Here is a 22191-nt window from a genome sequence, read left to right as displayed (position 1 = left end):
GTGAGAACCAACATTTTGCAGGAGGAAGCCTCTTTTCATGAATACCAATCCCAGCAAATCAAGGGCGCATTACGTGGATCGCACCCGTCGCCGCCTTAGGCGAATAGGACAGACAAATACCTTCGGAAGCGGCTCTCTCGGCAAGTCGACCTCGAAACAGCTGAACAACAGGACCATGCGGCGCGCCTTGATATCCCAACACGGAAAGTCCTGGGTGTATTTTCGTTAACGAACGGTTTGACTGGTTTCGGTGCTCCCCTTTCCATCCGCAGAGTCTGCCAATGATCTCAGCGAGTTTGGGGAATTCCAGTTTTGAATCGAGGACAGATGGTTTGCTGCCCAACGCCTTCTCACAAGGGCGTGTCGAAAAAGGGTTCAGGTCAAATGGCCAGTAAGATCCCTTCAACGAAGCACCCGGACGCGTAAAGGATTGCGGCATGCAGATCGGAGCATCAATCGCGAGTAGCACCGCGCTGTCTTTTGCGTCGCACGCAATTTTTGAAATGAATGCGTCAAGAGACACGATCGGTGTTTCGGTATACGTTGGTCTATCAAAAGTCGCGGACGATTTCTGGCAGGTAGTGCGATAGCTCGCCCACGATTTACTTGAACCGGGATCAATTCCGTAGAGAATCGTGCGTTCAGAAATTTCCACTGGATCTCCATAAACAAAAGGACGTAAATTTGTACACTCTAGTTCTCAACGATCTGTTTGATCGTTGTTCTGGCGACACGCCAGGTTCGCATGCGGCTTCGGCTGGGCATGCCGAGCCATATCATAAGCAATCCGAGGCCGGCTTGGGGGACCAAGCCGGCCGTCAACAAGAACAACCGCAAGTTGATGCCGGATTCTTTGCCGAGACTTCCGAATGCGTTTGGATCGAGGTAGCAATACAACGCCATGCCAAGGCTGCCAAGCAGCATTTGGCAGCCGTAGAATAGCGAGATGAGTTTGGCGATCTTTCGCAAACGTGAGTCTCCAAGGGGAGTAGGGTTAGTCGGTCAGTCAACTTGCGGGACAGGAGCAGGCGAGATGCCTGCCGGAAGATTCACAGGCCAATTTGCGATTTCGATTGCACCTTGTCATGCGAAAAGGTGATCGAAATGATCTTGTCCTCGTCTTGCCAGACCATGCTCTTCATGTCGATGGAAATGCCGCCGAAACTGGCATCGCTACTGGCCTGCTCGGTGCCAGTTCCGAGAATCGACTCGACTTCATTGATTGTCATCCCGGTTTTGACTTCGGCGTAGTTGTCTTTGGTCACTCGATTGCCGCCGCAGCCAACGAAGAGAGAAAGGCAAGACAACAGCAGCAGACTTTTGATTTGGGACATGTGGTGAATCCGTTGGGGTGAAGGAGGGAGATGGTGACGAGCGATGAGCTACCGGGTGATGTCATACAGTTCGCCGTTTCGGAACTGGACGCCGAGATTCTTGTTGCAGTGCCGGCAGGTTTCTCGTTGAGTGCCGTTTCGGATTCGATCACGGACAGTGTTGGGACGTCCGCAATGGGGACAGATGACAGTGATGGCCAAATGAGTTGACTCCGGTTGAAGTGAAGTTTGGAAACAAGAATTGCAACGATATCGGGAGACAGAAAAGACTTCCAGATTTGGAAGGTTCTTTGACAGGTTTGAAGCTGTGAGAGGGGCGGGGCGGCGACCAGGCGGCAGGCGCCGTGTCGATGCGTTAGAGTCGCAATGGGGATCACAATTGGTTCATCGAACCGAAGGAGATCAACGACGTATCTTCCTGCCGTTGTTCGCTCACATTTGGGAAGACTGACGCTGATCCTGGGAGGCGTTCCGCATACTTTCGACCACACCGCGTTGCATCGCCAATGAAAGACCATCGGCTTCTTCCAGCACGATCGCTTCGTCGCTTCGCGGGCTGCCCATCAGTCGCAACCACTTCTGCATCAAGATGTCGAAGACCTGCCCGGCGATGAAGCCGTGCCAGCTTCCTTCGCACTCCGGCAACCTTGCAATCGCCGAGGCCTGATGGAAATAGTTGTTCGCCAGTCGTTCCATCAAGTTGCCACAAATGGTCGACATGATTCCGCGCAATCCATGACTGCGTTTCAAATCATCACGTTGCAGAGTCAGCAGCGAAATTGGCGTCTCGGGTCGAATGGAAAACAGGGCTTCGACCAAATCAAAATATTCGTCGATATTCATTGCCGCAAAGCAAATTCCCAATTCGCTGTCACTCACGCTGCGAATCACATCGTACGATTCCGGCCCGCTCGTCGGGGTCTCAAGCCACATGCAGATTTGTTCGGCACATTCTTCAAGACGCTGCGGTGACAACCCCCAAGCCAAAGAGGCGAATGCGTGGCCGGGCTTGCCGTGTTCGTCTCGCAGAAACGCCATGCCAGGATGCTGGACGAACGAGTCGTCGAAGCAAGTACGGTCCACGCGTGTGCGAACATGCAATTGACCAAGCTGGTGACGAAGATGATCCTGCGAGCAGTCAATGACAACCTCGACAAAACGTTCAACCAACTTGCTTCGCAGGTAGGCTGACAACGCGGCGAAGTGACGGGCGCGGCATGGTTGATACGCTGGTGCATCGCTGCGACCATCGACGAATCGAGGCACGATGTACCGGTTGAAGAGATCTAATTGGCGACGCAGTTCATGGATGTGCCGAGCCAATTCGTTCGGCTGTTGGATCACCAACATCCAGCGGTCTGGCGTCACGTCGATACCCGCGACGGTCGCCGCCAAGCCTAATGCTTGGCGGCGGTTGATTGCGTTGTCTTGGGGATTCATTAACGTAGCCTTTTGGTTTGCAGAACGGTCACTTGGCCGCCGAACTGTGCGTCGATCAAACGACGAGCCTGAGCGGAATCGCGAGCGTTGACATTGACGTAGGAAACACTGCCACCAAGGCGAATCTTCACTTCAAACGTGTACACTGGTGTCTCCGGTTTTGGCGGAATTGAAATTGACTCGGCTCTCGGTGGAAAGCTCATGCTCTGGATAGAAGTGCCGCTGAACAATCGTGGCGATGTTCTGACAAACCCGTTCGGTGTCAAAGCACAGGCCGATCGCTATCTCCATTCGATAGCGTCCTGACCGGTGAACAAACTCCAGACCATCGGTGAAGAGCAAATCGCTCAAGTAGTCGTGGTAAATAGGGGCGGCGTTGATGGTCTCTTGGTTGAATCGGCCAATATTGATCTCGACCATTTCGTCGACGATTCGATTGAGATTCTGTGCTCGACTGATCAAGATCCCGCGGCCGAACGAACGCTCTGTGCAGTCAGCGATGATGAGCGGAAGTTCGACGGAGAAGTCGATCGAGTGAAGAGAGCTGTTGCTGGTTTGAGTGAAGATTGCTTTCAAGCGAAGACTCTTGGTAGGAGAGGAAGAAACGAAGGGGAGCGACGAGGACTCAATTCAATAAACCGGGACGCTTGCCGATAGTCACGGTTTGGCAGGGTTTTTGACAAGTTCTGCCAACAGGTTTATGTCGTCGTCAGCATTTGACGGACACGTTCGACCTCGATCGTCGGCTGACCGGCTAATCTGCAAAACCGCGACAGGTACCAATCGTTGAACCATTGGTTGATGAATGAATCAACGCGGTGTGCGTACATCCAAGAAGCCAGAGCGAGTCTTTCACGTTCTTGCTTGTAGTACGCCACAAGTGAATCCCGATCGGCCACCATCGCCGCCGCGATTTCGTTCTCGTCGCCGGCGGCCATCCATAAGATCGTGTAGGTTCAACCGAACAGACTTCGATCTCACGGGCCGTCTTGGTCTGGGCCTGCGAGCGAACTTGGATGATCGTCAAACGACAACGCTCGCGGTTGATCGACAACGCCACCACAACTCAGTGCGATCGAGTGCGAAGGGAAATGTCGCTCCAGCATCGCTCGTTTGCCGACATCCGATGGCCAGCAAGGAGTCGGGATGAACGTGCGGGCGACGGGATACGATCGGGCCATGCCAACAACATTGCCTATCGTGTGGTCGGCGTCCCAAACGAACGGCGTTTCGTGGGATAGACCGCGAAGGTTTTCGACGAACAGGTAGTGCGGGGACGAGAGTTGGTTGGGCAGCGGATGAGTAGAAATCAAATGCGATCCTTGGGGGCGACGAAAGGGCACGGGCGAAACAGAAGCGATAACCTTCTCTAGTCACGAATCGCTCCGAGTGTTAAGTCTGCCGAAGGTCGTCGAATTGGCCTGTGAAAAACATCTCCCAACACTCAGGTTTGTAAATTTTGTCCTCCCTCGCAAAACGTTGTGGTTAGAGTAAATTTACAATCTGCGTATCAACCGCCATTCAATCGTGCTTTTCAGCTATGCCGATTTAGCCATGCCGCGTCAAACCATTCAACAGCAAGTCGACGCGTTCACCAGCGAGCGTCGGCTGTCGATTGCCCATCCATTGCAGCGATACCTGGGTTCGGGCTGTTACGCGAGTCTTCCCCGCCACGCCAAGGTTCATTGGCGAGGATTGCTGCAACCAAAGTCGGGTGCCGTCAACGGCCGGTGGATGGTTGACGAGCGATTGTTACCCGCGGTGCCGCCCAGCGGTCGCAAACGCGAATTCGAGCCCCACGACGAGGCGATCCTGTGTCACTGCAAACCGCTCGAAGACACTCATGAAAAGATCGGCAGTGAAAATCGCTATCCCGACATTCCTGATCGCTGGGACATCTATCTATTGATGCGACACCAATACAACGCGATCGCTTTCACCGGCAAAAAGATTGCCGCAGTCATCCGGCGGACCCCAGACACGCACCGAACGATTTTGAACCTACGTGATTGGGAAACCGATCCCGCTGGCGGCCGCTACCGCCGCACCCGAGTCAAATCCCAACTCCGTCGCCGACTCGGACGAATTCCTTATCCCCACGAAATCGAACGCGCCCACGCCAAGACCGCTTTGTTTCAGTTGGGTTTCGAGCTTCCTGGCAAACCCAAAAAACGCCACGACTCCTGGCCCGGATTACTCAAAGATATTGGCTTTGAAGTCGAAATCACAAAAGGCATCGGCCCCACCCACCACGTCGCCATGAGCACCAAGATGATCAACGCCTACCGCCAGCGATATCCCGATCGGGAAGGATACGTTTGAGCTAGCAAATTTTGCTCGAAGCCACTCTACCGGCCCGGAGTCAGCCGAACTCTCGAAGTCTCTCTCTGACCGCCGGATTCTGTTTACTGGGGGCGGACATGTTAACGGAGAGAGTCTGAGAGATTCGGCGGTTGGGTTCGGGAGTCCGACCCGGAAAGCTGCTTTCCTGTCGTCTCACCCGACCGGACGAGAGCGAACGGGGGTTTGCCGCGTCGGCCAGAAAGTGCCGCAAATGCCGGGTAGAAACGCAAAAAGGCTGATGCTTGTGCATCGGCCTTTGGCGTTTACTGACGGACACTCACACTTCGCGAATGTCCGAAAAGGCTCCCCGATACAAACTCGAACCAGTGACAAGCCGGTTAACGACGTCGATTCGAATGACAATGCCATCAAGGACTCGTCAGCGCCCGCAGATGTCGGCGCTGACGACTCGTTGATGTCGTTTTCACGTGTTTTGCGGTGTGAAAACGCGATTTTCCCGGGGGCGAGATCCTTTTTGACGGCGATTTTGCTAAATTGGAAGCAAAAACTGGCCTGGGTGGTGATGCCCGATTGATAAAGATCGCCTCGTGGTTCATGGATGGAAATGCACCCGAATTTCGGTCGAATCGGTGTCATCATTACTTGAGAGACCACTTAGCTCTCAGAACTCGAACCAATTTCTGAATGATGCCTAAAACCCGCGACGAAGACCACGACGATCATCCGATGCTTCTGCGATCTGAATCGCACCTTGATGCATTGTCAGTCGAAATGAAGTGGGAGACGACCCGTCGTCATCCACTTTACTTTGTGCTTTGGAATACGTGGAGGGCTCTCCAGCAAAATCATGGAAGCGAAGCTGAGTCATTGTTCCTGAATATTCCTCTCTGCCATGGTGCCGGGATCATGCTCGGCATCAACGGAATCCCTTCCGACCCAGCTTTGGAACTCAATGAACTGTTCGATACCGACACAAATTTACTTTGGCTGAAGCGTTCTGCTAGGCCGGTAACCTATGGATTGCTCGCAAGAATGCTGGGAACGAAACTCAGTTCAAGTGACTTGCAGACTCTATCAGGCATGCTTTTGGACGCAGCAGAAAGCGAAGCGGGATCGATAGAACGAGATCAGAAACTGTCGAGTTTTACTGGCCTCAAATGCCCGGATCTCGACGTGTTGGTCGACTTGCCACTTCTTCTGTACAACCCCTCGGCCCCAAGTAAGGAGTTCGTCTCAGACATTACAAATTTACGCAGCGCAATGCGGAGCAAACTCGGTATCGAGGATTCCCGTACGAGCGAAACAAAAATGCGATCGTACCTGGCGGCATGGGACACACGAGAAGGGTGGCGCGATGGCGTGTACGATCGCTTGGCTCCGATGACTCTCAAAGATGTCGCCCGCGAACTAGGCACCTCTGATCGAAATGCCAAGTATGCCTATCAGCAGGGATTTCAGCTTATCTCCGGGCATCCGTTTTCATTCAGTAATTGGATGCGGCTGATGGGGGTGCTTCACCTTTCCGGCTATCTTGGCCGCGATGTCAACTCGATATCGCTTTCTCGACTTCGACATGCCTCATCGGTTCGAGGAACCGACGATACCACCTTGTCGTCGAGTCAACAAAATCCTGGGACCAGTGTTCTGGAGAACTTCCCCAGCAACGAAGACGGATTCAATGTGACAAGTGCGATTGAGCAAATCCGAGATATGATCCGATCAGGACGCGAAAACGATCAGATCCTTGCTGAGCTCGAATTGGAGGAGGACGCAGAACCGGCGATCAACGAACTGCGGTCAATCATCGAGATGGAAGGCGGCTGAGTATCCGCCTCCGAAATAGCGTGGCCGCTATTTCACCCTCCGGAAAAATGGAGACATATCTTCGTTTCTGCTATCGGTCACGGCATGAGTGACTCTGCGTTTCGTTCTCCTAGTGCCATGCGCAATCCCGACTGTTCCGTCAATTCTGATGAACGCGGATTATCACCCAACGAGTTTGCCAGCCGTAGCGGCCTGAGCCTCTCCACAGTCCATCGGCGATTGAAGGCGGGCCTAATCCAAAAATGGCAAAGCGGTGGCACGAACTGCCGAATCGTGATCCCACCGTGGGAACTCTACCGCGTGAACTCGACCGCTTCAATCCAAGCGTCTGCAGATCCACATGAAGACAACTCGACCGAGGAGCGACCACCGAGGCAGCTAGCTGGACCAAAACCAAAATGGTCGAAGCGTGCAAGAAAATAACATAAGGAGGCTCCAATGCCCAAGAAACCGAAGTACCAAACCGTCCGCTGCCAGTTCTATGAATGGCGATTGATTCAGCGGAAAGAAAACGGCGTCTGGTACGCCGACGCCCGAACGACCTCGAAGAATCGCGGGCGCCATTCCCTCGGGACCCGCGATAAGGAAGAAGCGCTGGAGCAGCTGCCCCACCTCGATCGCGTTGTTGCGGAGGAACGTGGTTTAGTTGAGCCCAGCGACCAACATGATCAGCACTCACCGCTAGCAATCGCGGATGGTCGCAAACTGTTTGATGATTACAACGGCCGTCCCGTTGGACTGGGCGGAACGAAGAAGTCGACGCAAAAACGCTATCGAGCGATTCTGGACAAGTTCGAGATCTTTGCAGTCGCGAAGAGAATTGATGGCTGGCATTTGGTTACCAAAGCCACGCTCACTGCCTACGCAAAGTACTTGGAAGAAAAAGGCTACGCACGCAAAACGATTCATGGTGAGATCACGCTGCTCAAAACCGCAGTCAAATGGCTCATCGGCGAAGGCCATATTCATAGCGACCCAATCAAACTGCCGCTAAAGAAAGCCGAGTGCGAACGGGCCTATTGCTACACGCCTGAAGAGGTTGGAGCGATGTACGGCATTTGCAAGGCATCGACCAGTCTTCTATGGCTTCGAGACACGATCGTGGGCTTGACTTGTACTGGCATGCGAATTGACGAATTGTGCAACCTGAAGTGGTCAGACATCAAAATCGACAAGCAGATGCTGACGATCGCGGATGAAAGCGGGTTCGCAAACCAGACGTACGACACCCGGTCAAACAAGAGTAGTCGCAGCAGACACATACCCATTCGTACTGAGTTGCTAGCTGTTCTGGGTGCACTGCCCAGGAATGACCCATACATTTTTCATGGACCTCGTGGCGGTCGTCTGAAAGCCGACACTGTACGAAATGTGCTTGTCCGAGAAGTCATCACACCACTCAAGACGCGATTCCCAAAACAGTTCGAGAACGAGCGAGGTTTTGAAGATGGCCGACTGCACAGCTTTCGACATTACTTTTGTAGCGCGTGTGCCAACACGGGAATCCCGGAGCGGATCACCATGAACTGGCTTGGCCACGCGGACAGTGAGATGGTGCGGCACTATTACCACCTCAACGATGAGGAGTCTCGCCGCAAAATGGATCAACTGAACCTGCTGGGAGGAAGTGACGGGTGTTCCGCCACCGACGACGAGCAACCTTTGGACCAGGAGTGATGCCAAGCCGATAGCCAAGTGGTCAAAGACATTGACCGGTGAGACACACGATTTTGTCCCAGTTTTGGCCCAGTTGACTGGGCCAATAAAAAACACCGCCTAAAACCATGGTTTCAGACGGTGTTTTTTGAAAAGCGGAGGACACGGGACTCGAACCCGCAACTCCTTACGGAGCAATTGATTTCGAATCAACCTGCTTGCCAATTCGCTTATCCTCCTCATGTCGGAAAACGTTTCCGTCTTTCGACTGGGGCCTATTCTGACGTTCTTGCGGCGATCGTCAAGCCGGGTGGTCACTCGGAAAACACGGTGCTGCGAACTTCTTCTTCGAGTGATTTTTGGCCAGCGAGGACTTCGTTGAACGTTTGGGCATCGAGACTGTAGGTGACCGTGTCGGTGGAGGCGTCAACGTGGGCGTTGCGTGTTTGACCGGTCAGCAATGCCGTCTCGCCGAAGAAATCACCCTCTTTGAGCCGGGCGACTTCGCGGAAGTCGCGATGGGCGGCATCGTCCGGCTGGCTGACAACGACTTCGCCCTCTCGGATCATGTAAAACCGGTCCCCGACGTCGCCGTAGGTGACAATTCGGTCGCCGGGTGCATGTTCCTCCCGTTTCATTTTGCGGGCGATCGTGGTCAGCGTACTGACGGAGACCCGCGAGAAGACGTCGCAGCGTTTGAGCATGGTACCGAGCAGTGCGGCTTCGTCGAGATTCGTGTCTTGGGCAATATTCCCAAAATCCATCTTCACGATTCGGTCGGCGACATCGAGAATGCGATTGTCATGGGTGACGATGACGATGGCGGTGCCGCGTTCGCGAGCCTCACGCTGGAATAATTCGACGACCTGCCGGACGGAATCTTTATCCAAGGCGGCTGTCGGCTCATCGGCGAGCACAATTTCGGGCTGGTGAACGAGTCCGCGTGCGACCGCCACTCGTTGTTTCTGGCCACCGGACAGGCTTTTGGGTTTGTAGTGGATCCGTTCCCCCAATCCCACGGCGGTGAGCATTTCGGCGCAGCGTTGATTCTGGGTGCGACGTGACACCCCGGCGGGTTGCAACTCCAGGGCCATCCGCACGTTCTGAAGTGCAGTGAGTGAACCGAACAGATTATGGGCTTGAAAGATGAAACCGAGGCGTTTGCGAATCGTATTAATTTCGCCGGAGCGAGCATCGCGGAGCGGTTGGCCGAGAATGTGAATCTCGCCCTGTTGGATTTGGCGGATCGTGCCGATCAGAGTCAGCAGCGTGGTTTTGCCTGACCCGCTCTGGCCCGTCATGATCACAATCTCGCCGGGCTGGACTTGCAGATTGTTGTCATAGAGCACCTGTTTCCGCGCATCACCGGTGCCGAAGTGGTGATTGATGCCGCACACATCGATCAGGGCCGACCCATCGAAACGGCGGTCAGCCTCAACGCTCTTGGACTTGAATCGCCGAAACATGCCAGTCGCCGAACTGCTCGCTCCGGCGCTCGCGTCTCCATTGGTTTGGGCGTTTTCGTAACTCACGTTTACTTTCGCGCAGTAAGAAGATTAGAACGGCGGTACACTAAGACCGCTCCGTTTGGCAGGTGTTATCAAGACGTCTTGGCCGCCTCATTCTACGGGCTGATCGTGAATGACTCCATCGGGAGCGAGTCAGACAGGTGAACCCGATGAGTTCACAGTGAGAAACTTGCTCGAGTTTCGGAGCGACGTGGCTACTCATAGCGGGTATATTTTCGCGGCACCATCCGTTTTTCTTCTTTCCCTACGATTTTCCGATGCTGTTTCGCCTTCTCCATGACTCACTACCGATCAACGCGTTCGGGGCAGGGAAATTGCGAGCAGGATTGTATGCGAGCATATTCGGCGTCATCGCGACGGTCGGATGTGACGGCCAAATCTCAAGTTTTTTTTCGGGTCAGCCGCCGCGAGATCAGCAGTTGTCCGGCGCGGACGACCACGCGATGACGTTCGTGGGCGCCCAGGGACAACTCGCGCCCCAGGATGGTGTGTTGGCGGTGATGGCGCCGCCGGGGGATCGCGTTGCCAAGATTGCCGTTAAAGAGGGCGATACGGTCGCTGCCGGTGATTTGCTTGTGGAACTCGAAAGTTTGCGGGCGAAGCGAATTGAACTTGATGTCGCTGAGACCAAGCTCGAGGAGGGACGCGCCCAGTTTCAGGCGGAACAGGCATCCGCCACCGCTCGCCTGCAGGTCGCCCAGGCAAAATTAAAGCAAGCCCAGACTCAGGTTGAGCAGTCTCGTGGGAGACTAAAGATTGCCGAGGGTCCGGGCGGAAGCCTTGATTTGATGCGGCGGGCCACGGAACTTGGCCAACGCAAACTCGATCAATTACGATCCGCATCGAACGACCCTCAAACCGCTCGTCTGGTGTCGGAAAACAAGCTTGACGAAGAATCGCTGAGAATCAGTGAGACGCGTGCCCAGTACGAAGCGGCCAAGGTCGATGCACATGACGCGATTGAAACGGCGGAATTGTCCGTCGCGGCTGCGAGACAGGAAATCATTGCCGCCGAAAAGTCCATGCTGGCGGCGGAGGCTTCGGGATCGTTAGCATCACTCGAGAAGCAAATTGATCTGCTACGTCTGTATGTCCAAGCGGCGCAATTGGTCAGCCCCACCGCGGGGCGAATTCTATCGATTAATACGATGCCGGGCCAAGCCACCACGACGATGCCGCTGATGCACTTGGCCGACACCAGCAAAATGGTCTGTATCGCTGAAATCAACGTTGCCGACCTCGGCCGCGTCGAGTCTGGCCAGTCCGTCGAGATCAAGAGTCCCGGACTCGCCCGCACCCTGCATGGCACGGTCGGGCGGATCGAACCCATGATCACCACCCCCGCCATGCCCAGCCCATTTCCGCTGGCACCGGTCGATCGCTACACGGCCAAAGTGATTATCGAAATTGACGCCGCTGATACTCCCGCGGCCGCTCAACGCATTGAGATGCAAGTGAGCGTGAGCATTTTCTTGAATACGAACCGCCCCGCGGTCAGGACGGATTCTGCGACGGGCTCGTCCGCTGCGGGAGGCGAACCATCCAACGATGATCCATCTGCTGACGGTGCGCGGTCAACATGAACGCCGCGACGTCTCGGCCGCTGAACAGCCCCTCATCAACGGACGAGGGGTCGGCCCATTCGATCGAGTCGCCGGGATCCGCGTCAGCAGTCCGGCGCACGCACTTGGCGTGGCGAAATCTTGCTGATACACCGATTCGCACGATGGTCTCACTCGGCGGAATCGGGTTCGCGATTCTGTTGATGTTCATGCAACTCGGGTTTCTCGGCAGCGTGGGCGGTACGGCCACGGTGGTATATGACCGCATGCAGTGCGACGTGATCGTGCGTTCGGCCGACTATCTCAACATCTACGATCCCGCGTCATTACGGGATGACCTACCCAAGTGGCTCGCTGGTTTGCCGGAAGTGCGCCATGTGATTCCGCTGGATATCGGTGTCACGCAGTGGCAAAACCCCAGCGACCATTCCTTTCGCGCCATCGCCTTGATGGGCATCGATTTGGACGATCCGGCATTCGATCTCCCCGAGTTGAATCCGAGCATGCGAGCGAACCTGCGCCCCATCGGATCGGTGTTGATTGACGACGCCAGCGGCCAGGATTTCGGCCCGCAGCAGGGAGCCCGCTTCACCACTGCGGACGTCGGCGTGACGACCGATGTGGCCGGCAGCGAGGCGACAATCAAGGGGACGTTCGCGATGGGGACCGGCTTGGCCGCAAACGGAGCGCTGCTTTCGTCACGAGATACCTTCCAGAAACTAACCCCTGGCGGACACTCGCAGCGAGTCTCACTGCTGTTGATTCGACTCGCCGAGCCCGAACGGCTCGACAGTGGACTGCGGGCCGTCCAGCAACGTCTGCGATCGCTCGGCGGGACGGCGGCATACGCCGATGCGGTCACACTCGAGCAAGCTAAGTCCAGCGAGCAATGGATGTGGTACACGCAGACCCCGATCGGCATGATCTTCGGCATCGGCGTAGCGTTGGCCGTGTTGGTCGGAGGCGTGATCAGTTACATGGTGTTAGCTGCCGACGTGACAGCACACTTGAGCGAATACGCGACTCTCAAAGCGATGGGATACAGCAACCGTTTTCTGATCAAGACTCTGCTGACGCAATCATCGTTACTCGCCGTGCTAGCGTTTCCGCCGGCCCTGTTCGCATCCGTGGGGCTCTACTATGCCACCTCGATCGCCTCGGGCATTGCAATCGAAATGACGTGGTTGCGTGTCAGTCTGGTACTGGTGCTCTCGCTCCTGATGTGCAATGCCGCGGGGGTGTTTGCGTTGCGGAAACTTCTCAAAGCTGAGCCGGCGAGTTTATTTTAAGCACACGTGCGTCGGTGCGGGTGGCGTCAGAACTCAACCGTCTTCGAAAACGTCATCGGCGCTCCCGCCTCTTGAACGTCGAGTTCGAGTTGCCACAGACCGCGACGGCTCATCGGCGGCGTGGCCAGATAGCGTCCCTCGCCGACATTCTGCATCTCAAATCGTTCGATTCGATCGGCGTGGGCATGATGATAGACCTTGCCTGAAATTTGGAGGTTGGCGAGCGGCTGGTCGTGTTCATCACGCAGGTTCAAATCGATCGCCCGCAGCCCGCGGCCGTCCGCGACATCGGAGACATCGACCTGCAGATTCCAACCCATTTTTTCGGCCGCGCCTGCCGCGGCATGCTTCGAGTCCCAATCGAGTGCGGCCTGGTGGTAATCGGGGACGACAGCGAGTGCGGGATCCCCGATTGCCAGCGAGAGAGCTGTGCCGAGAATCGTGATCTGGATCGTGAAAAGCAGCAGCACCAATCCGATATAAAATCGCTTAGCGTTGCGTTCGTCGGTCACTTTGTTGGCTGATTTATCTTGCATGATTCTGTTCCGAAATCGTTAGCTCGCCGAGCCGGATTTCCCATTGGACATTCCGAGGGACTCGAGTCGAGCGCGGAGGGTTGTTCGTGTGATCCCCAAATGCCGGGCGGCTTGGGTCATGTTGTTACCAGTTGCTTTCAGGACTTCGCCAAAAATTTCCTTTTCTGCCATGCTGACCAATTCCCGGTGAATGTCTTCGCTTCCCGAGGCGAGCAGTGAGCGAGTGAGCGCGGGGAAATCGAGTCCGCCGCCCACGGTACTGCCGTCCGCTGTCGATGACGTTATCCGGTGGGGAGTATTGTCGCGCACGGCGGCGGGAAGATGAGCCGGGGCAATGATCGGGCCGGTGGCTTCGAGCAAGGCATGTTTCACGACGCTTTGCAGTTCCCTGACGTTTCCCGGCCAACTGTACTGGGAAATGAGTTCCATGGTTTCCGGTGCATAACCGGTCACTTCTTTGCCGAGTTCGGCCGCAAACCGACGGAGGAAGTAATTGGCCAACATCATGATATCGTCGCCGCGTTTTCGCAGCGGGGGAAGCTCGATCGCATAGACATTGAGCCGATAGAACAGATCGCTGCGAAACTCTTTCTCTTCGATCGCCTGTTCGAGATTGCGATTGGTTGCCGCGATGATTCTCGCGTTGGTTCGGATCGTTTCCGTGCCCCCGACGAGTTCGAAGGATTGATCCTGCAGTACCCGTAAGATTTTCGTCTGCATGAGCGGCGTCATGTCGCCGATTTCGTCGAGAAACAAGGTGCCGTTATTGCACAGTTCAAACTTGCCCACCTTCTTCCGATCGGCTCCTGTGAACGCTCCTTTTTCGTGTCCGAACAATTCACTTTCGAGCAGGTTCTCGGGGATGGCAGCGCAATTGATTGCCAGAAACCGGCCCGCAGCTCGCTCGCTGTATTGATAGATAGCGCGGGCGATGACTTCCTTGCCCGTCCCACTCTCGCCCAGGATCAATGCGGTCACGTTTTGCCGGGCCACCCGGCCAATGGAGCGATAGACTTCCTGCATCGCCGAGCAGTTGCCGATCAAGAGATCGGTGGAGGCATCCCCCGTTTGGTCCTCACTCGCTGGATCGGGCACGATGGCGGGGGTCCGTGTCATCCGGCTCGTTTCGGAGGCATCCTCGATCAGGGGGATCAGCGTATCGGGGTCGAGCGGTTTGAGGAGATATTCAAATGCCCCCCGCTGCATCGCTTCGATCGCGGTCTGCGCGGTACCGCGTCCTGTCATGAGGATGATGGGGACACGGGGATCGATGCGATGAAGTTTCTCGAATGCCTCCATACCGGACATGTCAGGTAGGCGAATATCGCAGAGGACCACGTCAGCGGCGTGCTTTAAAAACGCGTTGATGCCCTGCTGGGCGGTCTGGCACGTGGTGACCTGGTCATCGGGAAACGCCAGTTCAATCGTTTCGAGGATGAGTGGTTCGTCGTCAATCACAAGCAGGTGAGTCATACGTCCTTGTCCAATACTTCGCGAACGAGCCGCAAGAGTTGTTCGTCGGTGTAGGGTTTGGGGAGAAACCCGTCGATATCCTGCATGCGGCTGCCCTCGTTGCTGGGCCGGCGGAGGCCACTACTCGCGATGATCTTTGCGTTGGCATCGCATCCTCGCAGGATATCCTTGGTTTGAAAACCGTCCATCCCCGGCATCATCATATCCACGATCACGACGCCGATTTCGGTGGATTGACGCTGAAAAATCTCAATCGCTTCGGTCCCATACCGTGTCGCGAGGACGCGGTAGTTGCTCGATTCCAGCGTTTCTTGGGCCGTTTCCAAGATCATCTCTTCGTCATCGACGAACAGGATCGTTTCACCACGCCCGTGGGGGATTCCATACTCCGCCATCCCCTGGGGCGTCGCGAAGGGGGGCTGCGATTGGGTGGCGGGCAGGAGGATGGAAAACGTGGTACCGGTTTCCGGGTCGCTGGAGACCGAAATATCCCCGCCGCAGGAACGTACAATCCCCATCGTCGTCGCCAGCCCCAAGCCGGTCCCCTTGCCTTGCACCTTGGTCGTGAAGAAGGGGTCAAAAACGCGGTCGATGATGTTTTCGGGGATGCCTTCGCCTGTGTCGAAAACGGTTAGCAGAATATGCGGCCCCACGCGGAGGTTGTCACTGCGGGAGGCACGCTCCTCGTCGACATGGACGTCCTGGGCCTCGATGATGAGTTGCCCGCCGAGGGGCATCGCATCTCGAGCATTGATGGCGAGATTCATGATGACTTGTGAAATCTCGGTATCGTCGGTGTCAACGCGTCGCAATGCGGGCGGCACGCGGACGTGCATGTCGATGGTCGGCGGCAGCGTGTGGGTTAGGATTTCGGCCAGCTCCGATACGATATTCCGGACGTCCACGGAACGCCGAACACTCGTCTCTCCGCCAGCGAAGGCAAGCAGTTTTTGGATCATGCGCGCTCCGCGATCCGCACTGGCGATGATGTTGTCCATCAACCGCTCAGGAGATTTGGTGCCCCGGCGGAGCAACTTGGCGCTCATTACGATTGGGGTCAGTACGTTATTCAGGTCGTGGGCGACCCCGCCGGCAAGCGTTCCGATACTCTCAAGACGCTGTGATCGCCGCTCTTTTGCTTCGGCGCGGACCCGATCAGTCGCGTCGATCATGAAGACGAGCTGAGCAGTCGGCTGGCCATGGTCATCAAAAACGAGCGAGCGCCGTTTTTCAATAACCCTTTCTTGACCGATCGAATCGACGTGAGAAATCACCGCCGCGTGGCTACCCTTGGCCAACAAGACGTTGGTATTCGCCTGCCATGGTTGGGCGTGGTGAGGAAACAGAAGCGTGACGATATTTTTCCCGATCGCGTCCCCGGCCACTATCTTGAAGAGTTTTTCGGCACCGCCATTCCATGATTCAATGCGGTCATCGAGACTGCAGACAACGATCGCCTCGTGCACCTGGCCCAATATCAAGGCGTATTCCTGCTCGCGAGCCTTCAGAATCTGTGTTTCAGACACATCACGAAACTTCATCGTGATGAAATGATCACCATTGGATAGCGTACGGGCTGCAGAACCTTCGCAGGAAAACTCTTCACCATTGGTGCGGAGCAGTGTCAAGCGTCCGAGCGACTGGCCCATCTGTCCGGATGCATTGAAATCGTTGACACTCTGCCGGGTGATCTGCTGGAGTGAGTCGGGAATAAACTCCAACAGGCTGCGTTGATGAGCCGTGACTTGATCGGTGCGCAGCATCTCTGCAGCAGCCGGATTCATGTGCCGGATCATCAAATCGTCGCCAAAGGTGAGAATGCCTTCGAAAGCGGACTCAATCACCGCTTGAAGTTCATTCTGTTGCTGTCGAAGTTCATATTCGGCGAAGTCCCGTTTCTTGCGGTCGACGACCGCCGCGAAGCCCACAAATGCGATCAGTCCGATCGCGAGAAGGTTGCCGATGGTGATCGTGGTGCGGGACACGGCGGTACGTTCGCGCATGCTCGCCTCGCTAACGGCCAACTTGCGTTCTTCCACCTTCAGAATGTTGTCGACCGCTTTGCGGGCCTGCCGCATATGGGATTGCCCGTTTGACTTGACCAACTCGATTGCCGTATCGGGAGATTCGTCGTTGGATTGATGCGGCGGCCCCTCTTTGCGCAGTTGAATGGTTTGGTCTGTGTGCTCTCTCTGTGCGTTGAACGCATCCCTGAGCAGGACCGCATCTCGATGGATGTCCTCCTTGCTCTCGGTCAGCCGGACCAACTGATCGACCTGCAGGCCAGCACGCTCGATGCCGTCTTCGTAGGGAACCAAAAAATTTTCGTCGTTGGTTAAGAGATACCCACGCTGTCCAATCTCAGCATCTTTCATGGCCGAAAGTATTTGATAGGTCGCCTCCCGGATGGCATACGTTTCGGTCGCCGCTTTTTCGCTTTTCCGAATCGAGACGGTATTGGCGAACGTGATCATTGCGAACACGGCTACCGCAAGAAATGCCGCGACGATGGCGGCTGGCAGGATGGAGGTGCGTTCGAGGCGAAGCATGAGGGGGACGGCGAGGGAGGTCGCGAGCAGCGGATAGATGAAATTGTAGTGGTTGGCCAATCGCATTGGTATGCGATGTGCAAGGTTTTGCGTGACGCAATCAGGCCGAGCGGCGTCTGAGCCGAACTCCTTCTTGAAAACTGGTGATGGTGAATACTCTGGAAAGTCGACACCCAACCCGTGATTCAATCCTAAACACGCACCAACAGGCGTCGTCGCAGTGGTGGGGGTGCAATTGGGCAACCCAGTACGGCCCCCGCAAACTCAACCTGCTCGACGTGCGGTCACGACAGGCCCGATTGATCGCAAATGCGACATCAGGTGAGGAATCGAGTGCTTGGGATGCAGCTGCGGCCTATCTGAGCGAAGTCGAATTGGATGCTGCCGCGGCCCAGCGTGCCGCAGATAAAGCGGTTTCCTTGATCCGCCGCGATCAGTGGCAGGCCGCCCTGATAGCAATCGAAGAGGCCGTGACGCTGGAAACGAAGCATCGCCCAAGCGTCGTCTGGGGACCGCTGCGTGACGAGATCAAAGGGGGGATCGCCTAGCCGGATCGCTCGGCCATGTTGCCGTCAAGCAGCGGGGTGCGCGGCCAGCCCCCTCCGCCGACGCGTTTGGGCCCCCAAAATTCTCCGCCCGCCAGCGGACAGAATTCATCCGCAGCGGACAAAGTTTGTTCGCTGCTACTCAGCGGGCGACAACCATTCGCTCAACTCACCGGCCACCGGTACAGGCCCGCGTCCATGGTCGGTTTGCCGGTCGAGTTCTTGGTACCGAATTTCGACGAGGTCCAAGGTACGCGCAAATTCGACTTGCAGTTGCTCATCCAACCAGCGCTGTGCGTCGTCTGAACCGAGAGCGTTCAAGATTGACCGATACCGTCTCCCGCCATGATTCAAACGTCTCGTTGCTGCGGCGAGTACGAGAGCGCTCTGCTCTCGCGTCAGTTCGATTCGGTCACGTTTCTTGACCGCTGTGGCGAAACGCGCCGCTAAGCGAGGATCGCTCGACAACCGAATGTGATCGAGTTCGTGGCGAACCAGTGGTGAGTCCCAGAAAGTGCTGAGTTCCGGCATCTCCCGGAGCCAAACTTGGTGTTCGACCTCCAACTCGAGCTGTTCATAGCGAACTCCGATGGCCAGCCGCTGCGAGCGTGAAGTATCGGCCCAGTGCCAGCGGCAGCGACTCTTGAATGAGTAGCTCATGTGGTAGCGTGTCTCGGCATCAAAACGCCCTCGTTTCGCTCCCGCCGAGCGGCTCGGATCGACCACCGACGGTCGCTCGCCGCCGATCAGAAATGTCACCTCGCCGCGGTCCAACCACACCTTGATGTCGGCCGGTGGGGCGGGGAGATCGCGCAAGCCGAATTCGCGATGGCCGTGTTCGTTGACGGCGTCGGTCGCAAAAAGTAGTGGCATCCACCCCAGCATTGCGGGAACGATCATGACGGCCAGTACCAGCAGGCGTGCGACGTGGTACTTCGAATGCTTGCTAAAGAGTGACAATGAAAACGCCTTGGGTTTCCTGGGGTGGATCTTGAACGGGCAGTCGATTGAGCCGAGTCGCGTGAGCGGCCGGGTGGCTCGCGTTACCCGATGCCTTAGGACACCAGGAACAATAAGTGACGGGTTTACCGTAGTGGATCTTGTTAAAGATCCTGTTCTGGATGGATCTTTAACAAGATCCACTACCCCAGTTATTGATCCCGCGTTGCCTGACGGCATTCGGCTCATTAAATCGACAGCCTGTTATGTCACGTAGTTCCTATTGCGGTGCCGAAGTCGATCGTCCATTCAATAAACTGCGCTGCGGCGGACGAGCCTCACTCGAGGTGGCCCCCCAGACGCTTCATTCTAGCAGCAATTAGAAACAGGGAGATGGCAATCACGATGACGCTGCAGGCGAAATACCCGAACACAAAGAGCGGGCTGCCATGATAGGCTTGGGAAATCTCATCGACTTGCAGCAGATGATGATCCATCGGCAATTCGAACAATGCGCGGAACGGGCTGGTCACGCCGATGAAATCGACGAATCGTTGGGTTGATGCCGAGAGGTTCAGCGTGGCGACGAGCGTGCTCAATCCAGTCGGGATGACGTACAACACGATCAAGACGACGTAGGTTGTCATCAACGCCATCGACGTCCGGGTCTGATAGAGAGATGCGGTGATCGCCACAAATGCATTGACAACCGCCACCATGACTGGGATCGCGAACATGCCGGCGACCAATCCCCAGTTCGAATAGAAGTCAGGATTGAGCAACAACCCGAGCAGCATGGGCCACACCAGGAAGCTGGTCAGGACGAACGCCACGCGGAATCCGACGACAAATTTCCCCCAAAAGATCCGCCACGGCGAAAGAGTCGTCGTCAGCAGCATATCGAGGGTTTGCCGTTCCCGTTCGCTGGTGAACGCCCCTGCTAAGAAGACAGGTCCGACGAGCAGGTTAAAAACGATGACGTAGACGGCGAACCAGGGTGCCTGCGGCGTCTTCCAAAACAGCAACACGCCCATCAGTGGAATCGCCAGCAAGATGCTGATCTGGATGACCAACCGCAGCATCAACGTGCCTTGGCTGAAGATTTCGCCGTGGATCTCTTTGTGGTACACCGGATTCACGCCGTCTTCCATCAACGAATCGCGGCGGGGAGGTGCAAACAAACGATCGGGGAACTGATCCGGCTGGATGACCAAGCCAACGGCCTGGGCGGCCTCCTGTTCGAGGTCAATGATCTCCTTGCCTTCGCTGCCCACATCGGGCGGATACAGCAATCGGCTGGCCGTGGCGGCGCCCATCAAGATCACCGCCGCGATGGCAAAGGCGGGGATGACAAACACGATCACCTTCAAACGCAGCAGCCCGTCGGCGGCGAGTGCCTGCCACATCAACACACCGCCGATAACCAGCGGCAGGATGACGAGATAGCTGACGACGAGTGAATTGCTGGTACGAGAAAAATAGCTGCTACAGAACACGCCGATCGATCCGAATAAGATCACCGAGACGAACAACCCCAGATAGGCCGCCGCGACCTCGTACACACTGACGCCACCGAGCGGTAGGAATAGCACGATAATTGGCAGCGAAGCGACAATCAGCAGTGCCAAGTGCGTCAGTGCGGCGACGAGTTTCCCCATTACGATCGCTCCCGGCCGCAGTGGGCTGGCCAACAGCATCTCGTAGGTCTGGCGTTCTTTCTCCCCCGAGATCGTCCCCGCCGCGAAACTGGGGGCGATCAACGAGGCGATGACGTACTGCCCGAGAAAAAACAAATCCACCAACCGCCGGGCCGAGGGTGGATTCTGCGTCAAATCCAGATGAACGTCGCGTGGCCAGGCAATCCAGGTGACCGCAGCGAGCAAAACCTGATAGACCGCTAGTAGAATGAACGCGCGATTGGTACGCAGATTTACCAGCAGTTCACGCTGCAGCACGGGATTGTTTTTCAGCCCCAAGCCGACCGGCAAGTTCCAGCGTGCGGGCAGGCGGGATCGCGACGCGTGGGTGTTCACATGTTTCTCATGAAGATGATGTCTACAATCGCGTTTTGGATTTCTCGCCTGCGATTTCGCTCACATAACGTGGTACCGCGAAACCCGGCAACCGCGATTCTAGCTGCGCAATCAGCTCCCGACCACGCTCTGCGGGCACTTCGAAGTGGGCGGCACCGGCCACACGATCGAGCTGATGCAAATAATAGGGCATCACCCGACAATCGATCAGAGCTCGTGAGAGTGACTCGAGCGCGTCGACCGAGTCGTTGACGTCCCGCAGCAGCACGGATTGGTTGAGTACCGGGATCCCCGCGTTCACCATCCGCTGCAGCGCCGCAGACGTTTCCGCGTCAATTTCCGCGGCATGGTTGCTGTGCACGACCATCCACACCGTCAATCGGGAGGCGCGCAATCGCTCGATCAGGGAACGATTCACGCGTGACGGGATCACGATGGGCATCCGCGAATGAATTCGCAATCGCACGATATGCTCGATCGCTTCAACTTTTGCGATCAAAGCGTCCAAGGCGTCGTCGGTCATGGTCAGCGGGTCACCGCCGCTCAAAATCACCTCCTCGATATCGCTGCGCTGCCGCAGATACGCCAGCGACGGCTCGTAGGCTTGGCTCCGCGAGCCGGTCTCGTGGTAAGGGAATGCACGGCGGAAGCAGTATCGGCAATGCACCCCGCAGGCCCCCGTCGTGATCACCAACGCCCGGGCGGCGTATTTATGCAGCACGCCTGGAGCAACATTGGCATGCAAATCGCCGACGGGATCGGTGCTGAACCCCGCAACCTCGACCCCCTCTTCGGGAACGGGCATGACCTGCAGCAGCAAGGGGTCCCGCGCATCGCCAGGCCGCATGCGGGCGGCAAACTCCCGGGGCACAAAGACGGGAAAATCGTAGTTTTCCTCGTCACCGGACGCATTGGCGACCTGCCCATCGGCTCCGCGGGCAGGCACCGTGCCGAGGGCCAAGACCCGCCGCAGCTCGGCGCTGGAGCGGATCGTCTGGCGCATTGAATCGAGCCAGGCATCTTCTGCCGGCGGGATCGGCAGCTGAAAAGATTTGTCGAGCCCGAGCGAAGTGGTAAAATCTTTGCCCGCATGGGGTGGGACAACCTGACCCTCGCTCGTTAAACTCTCGGCCTTCCGATTTACAATCACTGAATTCTTTTCCGTTTGGGAGTGGAGC

General features: G+C 56.3%; 21 protein-coding genes and 1 tRNA gene. 6 read left to right on the top strand and 16 right to left on the bottom strand.

The window, feature by feature from the left end; all coding sequences use genetic code 11:
* Positions 1-58 precede the first annotated feature (58 nt).
* The 8 genes from SH410x_RS11595 to SH410x_RS11560 form a co-directional block, all read right to left on the bottom strand.
* Complete coding sequence (locus SH410x_RS11595) at positions 59-655, bottom strand: hypothetical protein (RefSeq protein WP_473676652.1); 597 nt, start codon at positions 653-655, stop codon at positions 59-61.
* A 38-nt stretch (positions 656-693) separates the two neighbouring features.
* Positions 694-969, bottom strand: a complete 276-nt coding sequence (locus SH410x_RS11590) for a hypothetical protein (protein ID WP_473676651.1) — start codon at positions 967-969, stop codon at positions 694-696.
* An 80-nt stretch (positions 970-1049) separates the two neighbouring features.
* Complete coding sequence (bamE, locus tag SH410x_RS11585; protein WP_473676650.1) at positions 1050-1334, bottom strand: outer membrane protein assembly factor BamE domain-containing protein; 285 nt, start codon at positions 1332-1334, stop codon at positions 1050-1052.
* Positions 1335-1766: 432 nt separating this feature from the next.
* Positions 1767-2774, bottom strand: coding sequence for a hypothetical protein (locus tag SH410x_RS11580; protein ID WP_473676649.1), 1008 nt, complete (start codon positions 2772-2774; stop codon positions 1767-1769).
* Positions 2774-2905 carry a hypothetical protein gene (locus SH410x_RS11575; protein WP_302117418.1) on the bottom strand — a complete coding sequence of 44 codons (132 nt, stop codon included), beginning with the start codon at positions 2903-2905 and terminating at the stop codon, positions 2774-2776. Before SH410x_RS11575 ends, SH410x_RS11580 begins: the two co-directional genes overlap by 1 nt.
* 1 nt (position 2906) lies before the next feature.
* On the bottom strand, positions 2907-3350 hold the full coding sequence (locus SH410x_RS11570; protein ID WP_473676648.1) for a hypothetical protein: 444 nt from the start codon (positions 3348-3350) through the stop codon (positions 2907-2909).
* A 122-nt stretch (positions 3351-3472) separates the two neighbouring features.
* On the bottom strand, positions 3473-3712 hold the full coding sequence (locus SH410x_RS11565; protein WP_473676647.1) for a hypothetical protein: 240 nt from the start codon (positions 3710-3712) through the stop codon (positions 3473-3475).
* Positions 3713-3751: 39 nt separating this feature from the next.
* The gene (locus SH410x_RS11560) at positions 3752-4087 is read right to left on the bottom strand and encodes a hypothetical protein (RefSeq protein ID WP_473676646.1); all 336 of its coding nucleotides are present in this window, start codon (positions 4085-4087) and stop codon (positions 3752-3754) included.
* Between the two features lie 214 nt (positions 4088-4301).
* Between SH410x_RS11560 and SH410x_RS11555 the strand changes: the two genes are divergently transcribed.
* From SH410x_RS11555 to SH410x_RS11545, 3 genes are all read left to right on the top strand, one after another.
* Complete coding sequence (locus tag SH410x_RS11555; RefSeq protein WP_473676645.1) at positions 4302-5096, top strand: hypothetical protein; 795 nt, start codon at positions 4302-4304, stop codon at positions 5094-5096.
* A 669-nt stretch (positions 5097-5765) separates the two neighbouring features.
* Positions 5766-6902, top strand: coding sequence for a hypothetical protein (locus tag SH410x_RS11550; RefSeq protein ID WP_473676644.1), 1137 nt, complete (start codon positions 5766-5768; stop codon positions 6900-6902).
* A 438-nt stretch (positions 6903-7340) separates the two neighbouring features.
* Positions 7341-8579, top strand: a complete 1239-nt coding sequence (locus SH410x_RS11545) for a tyrosine-type recombinase/integrase (protein ID WP_473676643.1) — start codon at positions 7341-7343, stop codon at positions 8577-8579.
* 135 nt (positions 8580-8714) lie between these two features.
* Here SH410x_RS11545 and SH410x_RS11540 read toward each other — a convergent pair.
* Positions 8715-8797: transfer RNA gene (locus tag SH410x_RS11540), tRNA-Ser, on the bottom strand.
* A 75-nt stretch (positions 8798-8872) separates the two neighbouring features.
* The gene (locus SH410x_RS11535) at positions 8873-10090 is read right to left on the bottom strand and encodes an ATP-binding cassette domain-containing protein (protein WP_473676642.1); all 1218 of its coding nucleotides are present in this window, start codon (positions 10088-10090) and stop codon (positions 8873-8875) included.
* Between the two features lie 254 nt (positions 10091-10344).
* Between SH410x_RS11535 and SH410x_RS11530 the strand changes: the two genes are divergently transcribed.
* Together SH410x_RS11530 and SH410x_RS11525 are read left to right on the top strand one after the other, a co-directional pair.
* Complete coding sequence (locus SH410x_RS11530; RefSeq protein ID WP_473676641.1) at positions 10345-11670, top strand: HlyD family efflux transporter periplasmic adaptor subunit; 1326 nt, start codon at positions 10345-10347, stop codon at positions 11668-11670.
* Positions 11667-12938, top strand: a complete 1272-nt coding sequence (locus tag SH410x_RS11525; RefSeq protein ID WP_473676640.1) for an FtsX-like permease family protein — start codon at positions 11667-11669, stop codon at positions 12936-12938. Before SH410x_RS11530 ends, SH410x_RS11525 begins: the two co-directional genes overlap by 4 nt.
* 26 nt (positions 12939-12964) lie before the next feature.
* Here SH410x_RS11525 and SH410x_RS11520 read toward each other — a convergent pair whose 3' ends face one another.
* The 3 genes from SH410x_RS11520 to SH410x_RS11510 are packed head-to-tail and all read right to left on the bottom strand — an operon-like array spanning position 12965 to position 17562.
* A complete protein-coding gene (locus SH410x_RS11520; RefSeq protein ID WP_473676639.1) occupies positions 12965-13474 on the bottom strand; it encodes a FixH family protein in 510 nt (169 codons plus the stop codon).
* A gap of 18 nt (positions 13475-13492) precedes the next feature.
* Positions 13493-14947, bottom strand: coding sequence for a sigma-54-dependent transcriptional regulator (locus SH410x_RS11515; RefSeq protein WP_473676638.1), 1455 nt, complete (start codon positions 14945-14947; stop codon positions 13493-13495).
* Positions 14944-17562 carry a CHASE3 domain-containing protein gene (locus SH410x_RS11510; RefSeq protein WP_473676637.1) on the bottom strand — a complete coding sequence of 873 codons (2619 nt, stop codon included), beginning with the start codon at positions 17560-17562 and terminating at the stop codon, positions 14944-14946. The genes SH410x_RS11515 and SH410x_RS11510 overlap by 4 nt, the downstream gene beginning before the upstream one ends.
* Before the next feature lie 83 nt (positions 17563-17645).
* On the opposite strand from SH410x_RS11510, the gene SH410x_RS11505 reads away from it, so the two are divergent.
* Positions 17646-18044 carry a hypothetical protein gene (locus SH410x_RS11505; RefSeq protein ID WP_473676636.1) on the top strand — a complete coding sequence of 133 codons (399 nt, stop codon included), beginning with the start codon at positions 17646-17648 and terminating at the stop codon, positions 18042-18044.
* Between the two features lie 135 nt (positions 18045-18179).
* Here the strand turns inward: SH410x_RS11505 and SH410x_RS11500 are convergent, their stop codons facing one another.
* The 3 genes from SH410x_RS11500 to epmB all read right to left on the bottom strand — a co-directional run bounded on the left by SH410x_RS11500 (position 18180) and on the right by epmB (position 22163).
* On the bottom strand, positions 18180-19001 hold the full coding sequence (locus SH410x_RS11500) for a hypothetical protein (RefSeq protein WP_473676635.1): 822 nt from the start codon (positions 18999-19001) through the stop codon (positions 18180-18182).
* Between the two features lie 317 nt (positions 19002-19318).
* Positions 19319-20986, bottom strand: coding sequence for an ABC transporter permease subunit (locus tag SH410x_RS11495; protein WP_473677302.1), 1668 nt, complete (start codon positions 20984-20986; stop codon positions 19319-19321).
* A gap of 49 nt (positions 20987-21035) precedes the next feature.
* The gene (gene epmB, locus SH410x_RS11490; protein WP_473676634.1) at positions 21036-22163 is read right to left on the bottom strand and encodes an EF-P beta-lysylation protein EpmB; all 1128 of its coding nucleotides are present in this window, start codon (positions 22161-22163) and stop codon (positions 21036-21038) included.
* Between the last annotated feature and the right edge of the window lie 28 nt (positions 22164-22191).

This window comes from Rhodopirellula sp. SH410 (assembly GCF_055811895.1).
This window is presented reverse-complemented; position numbering and strand designations above follow the sequence as displayed.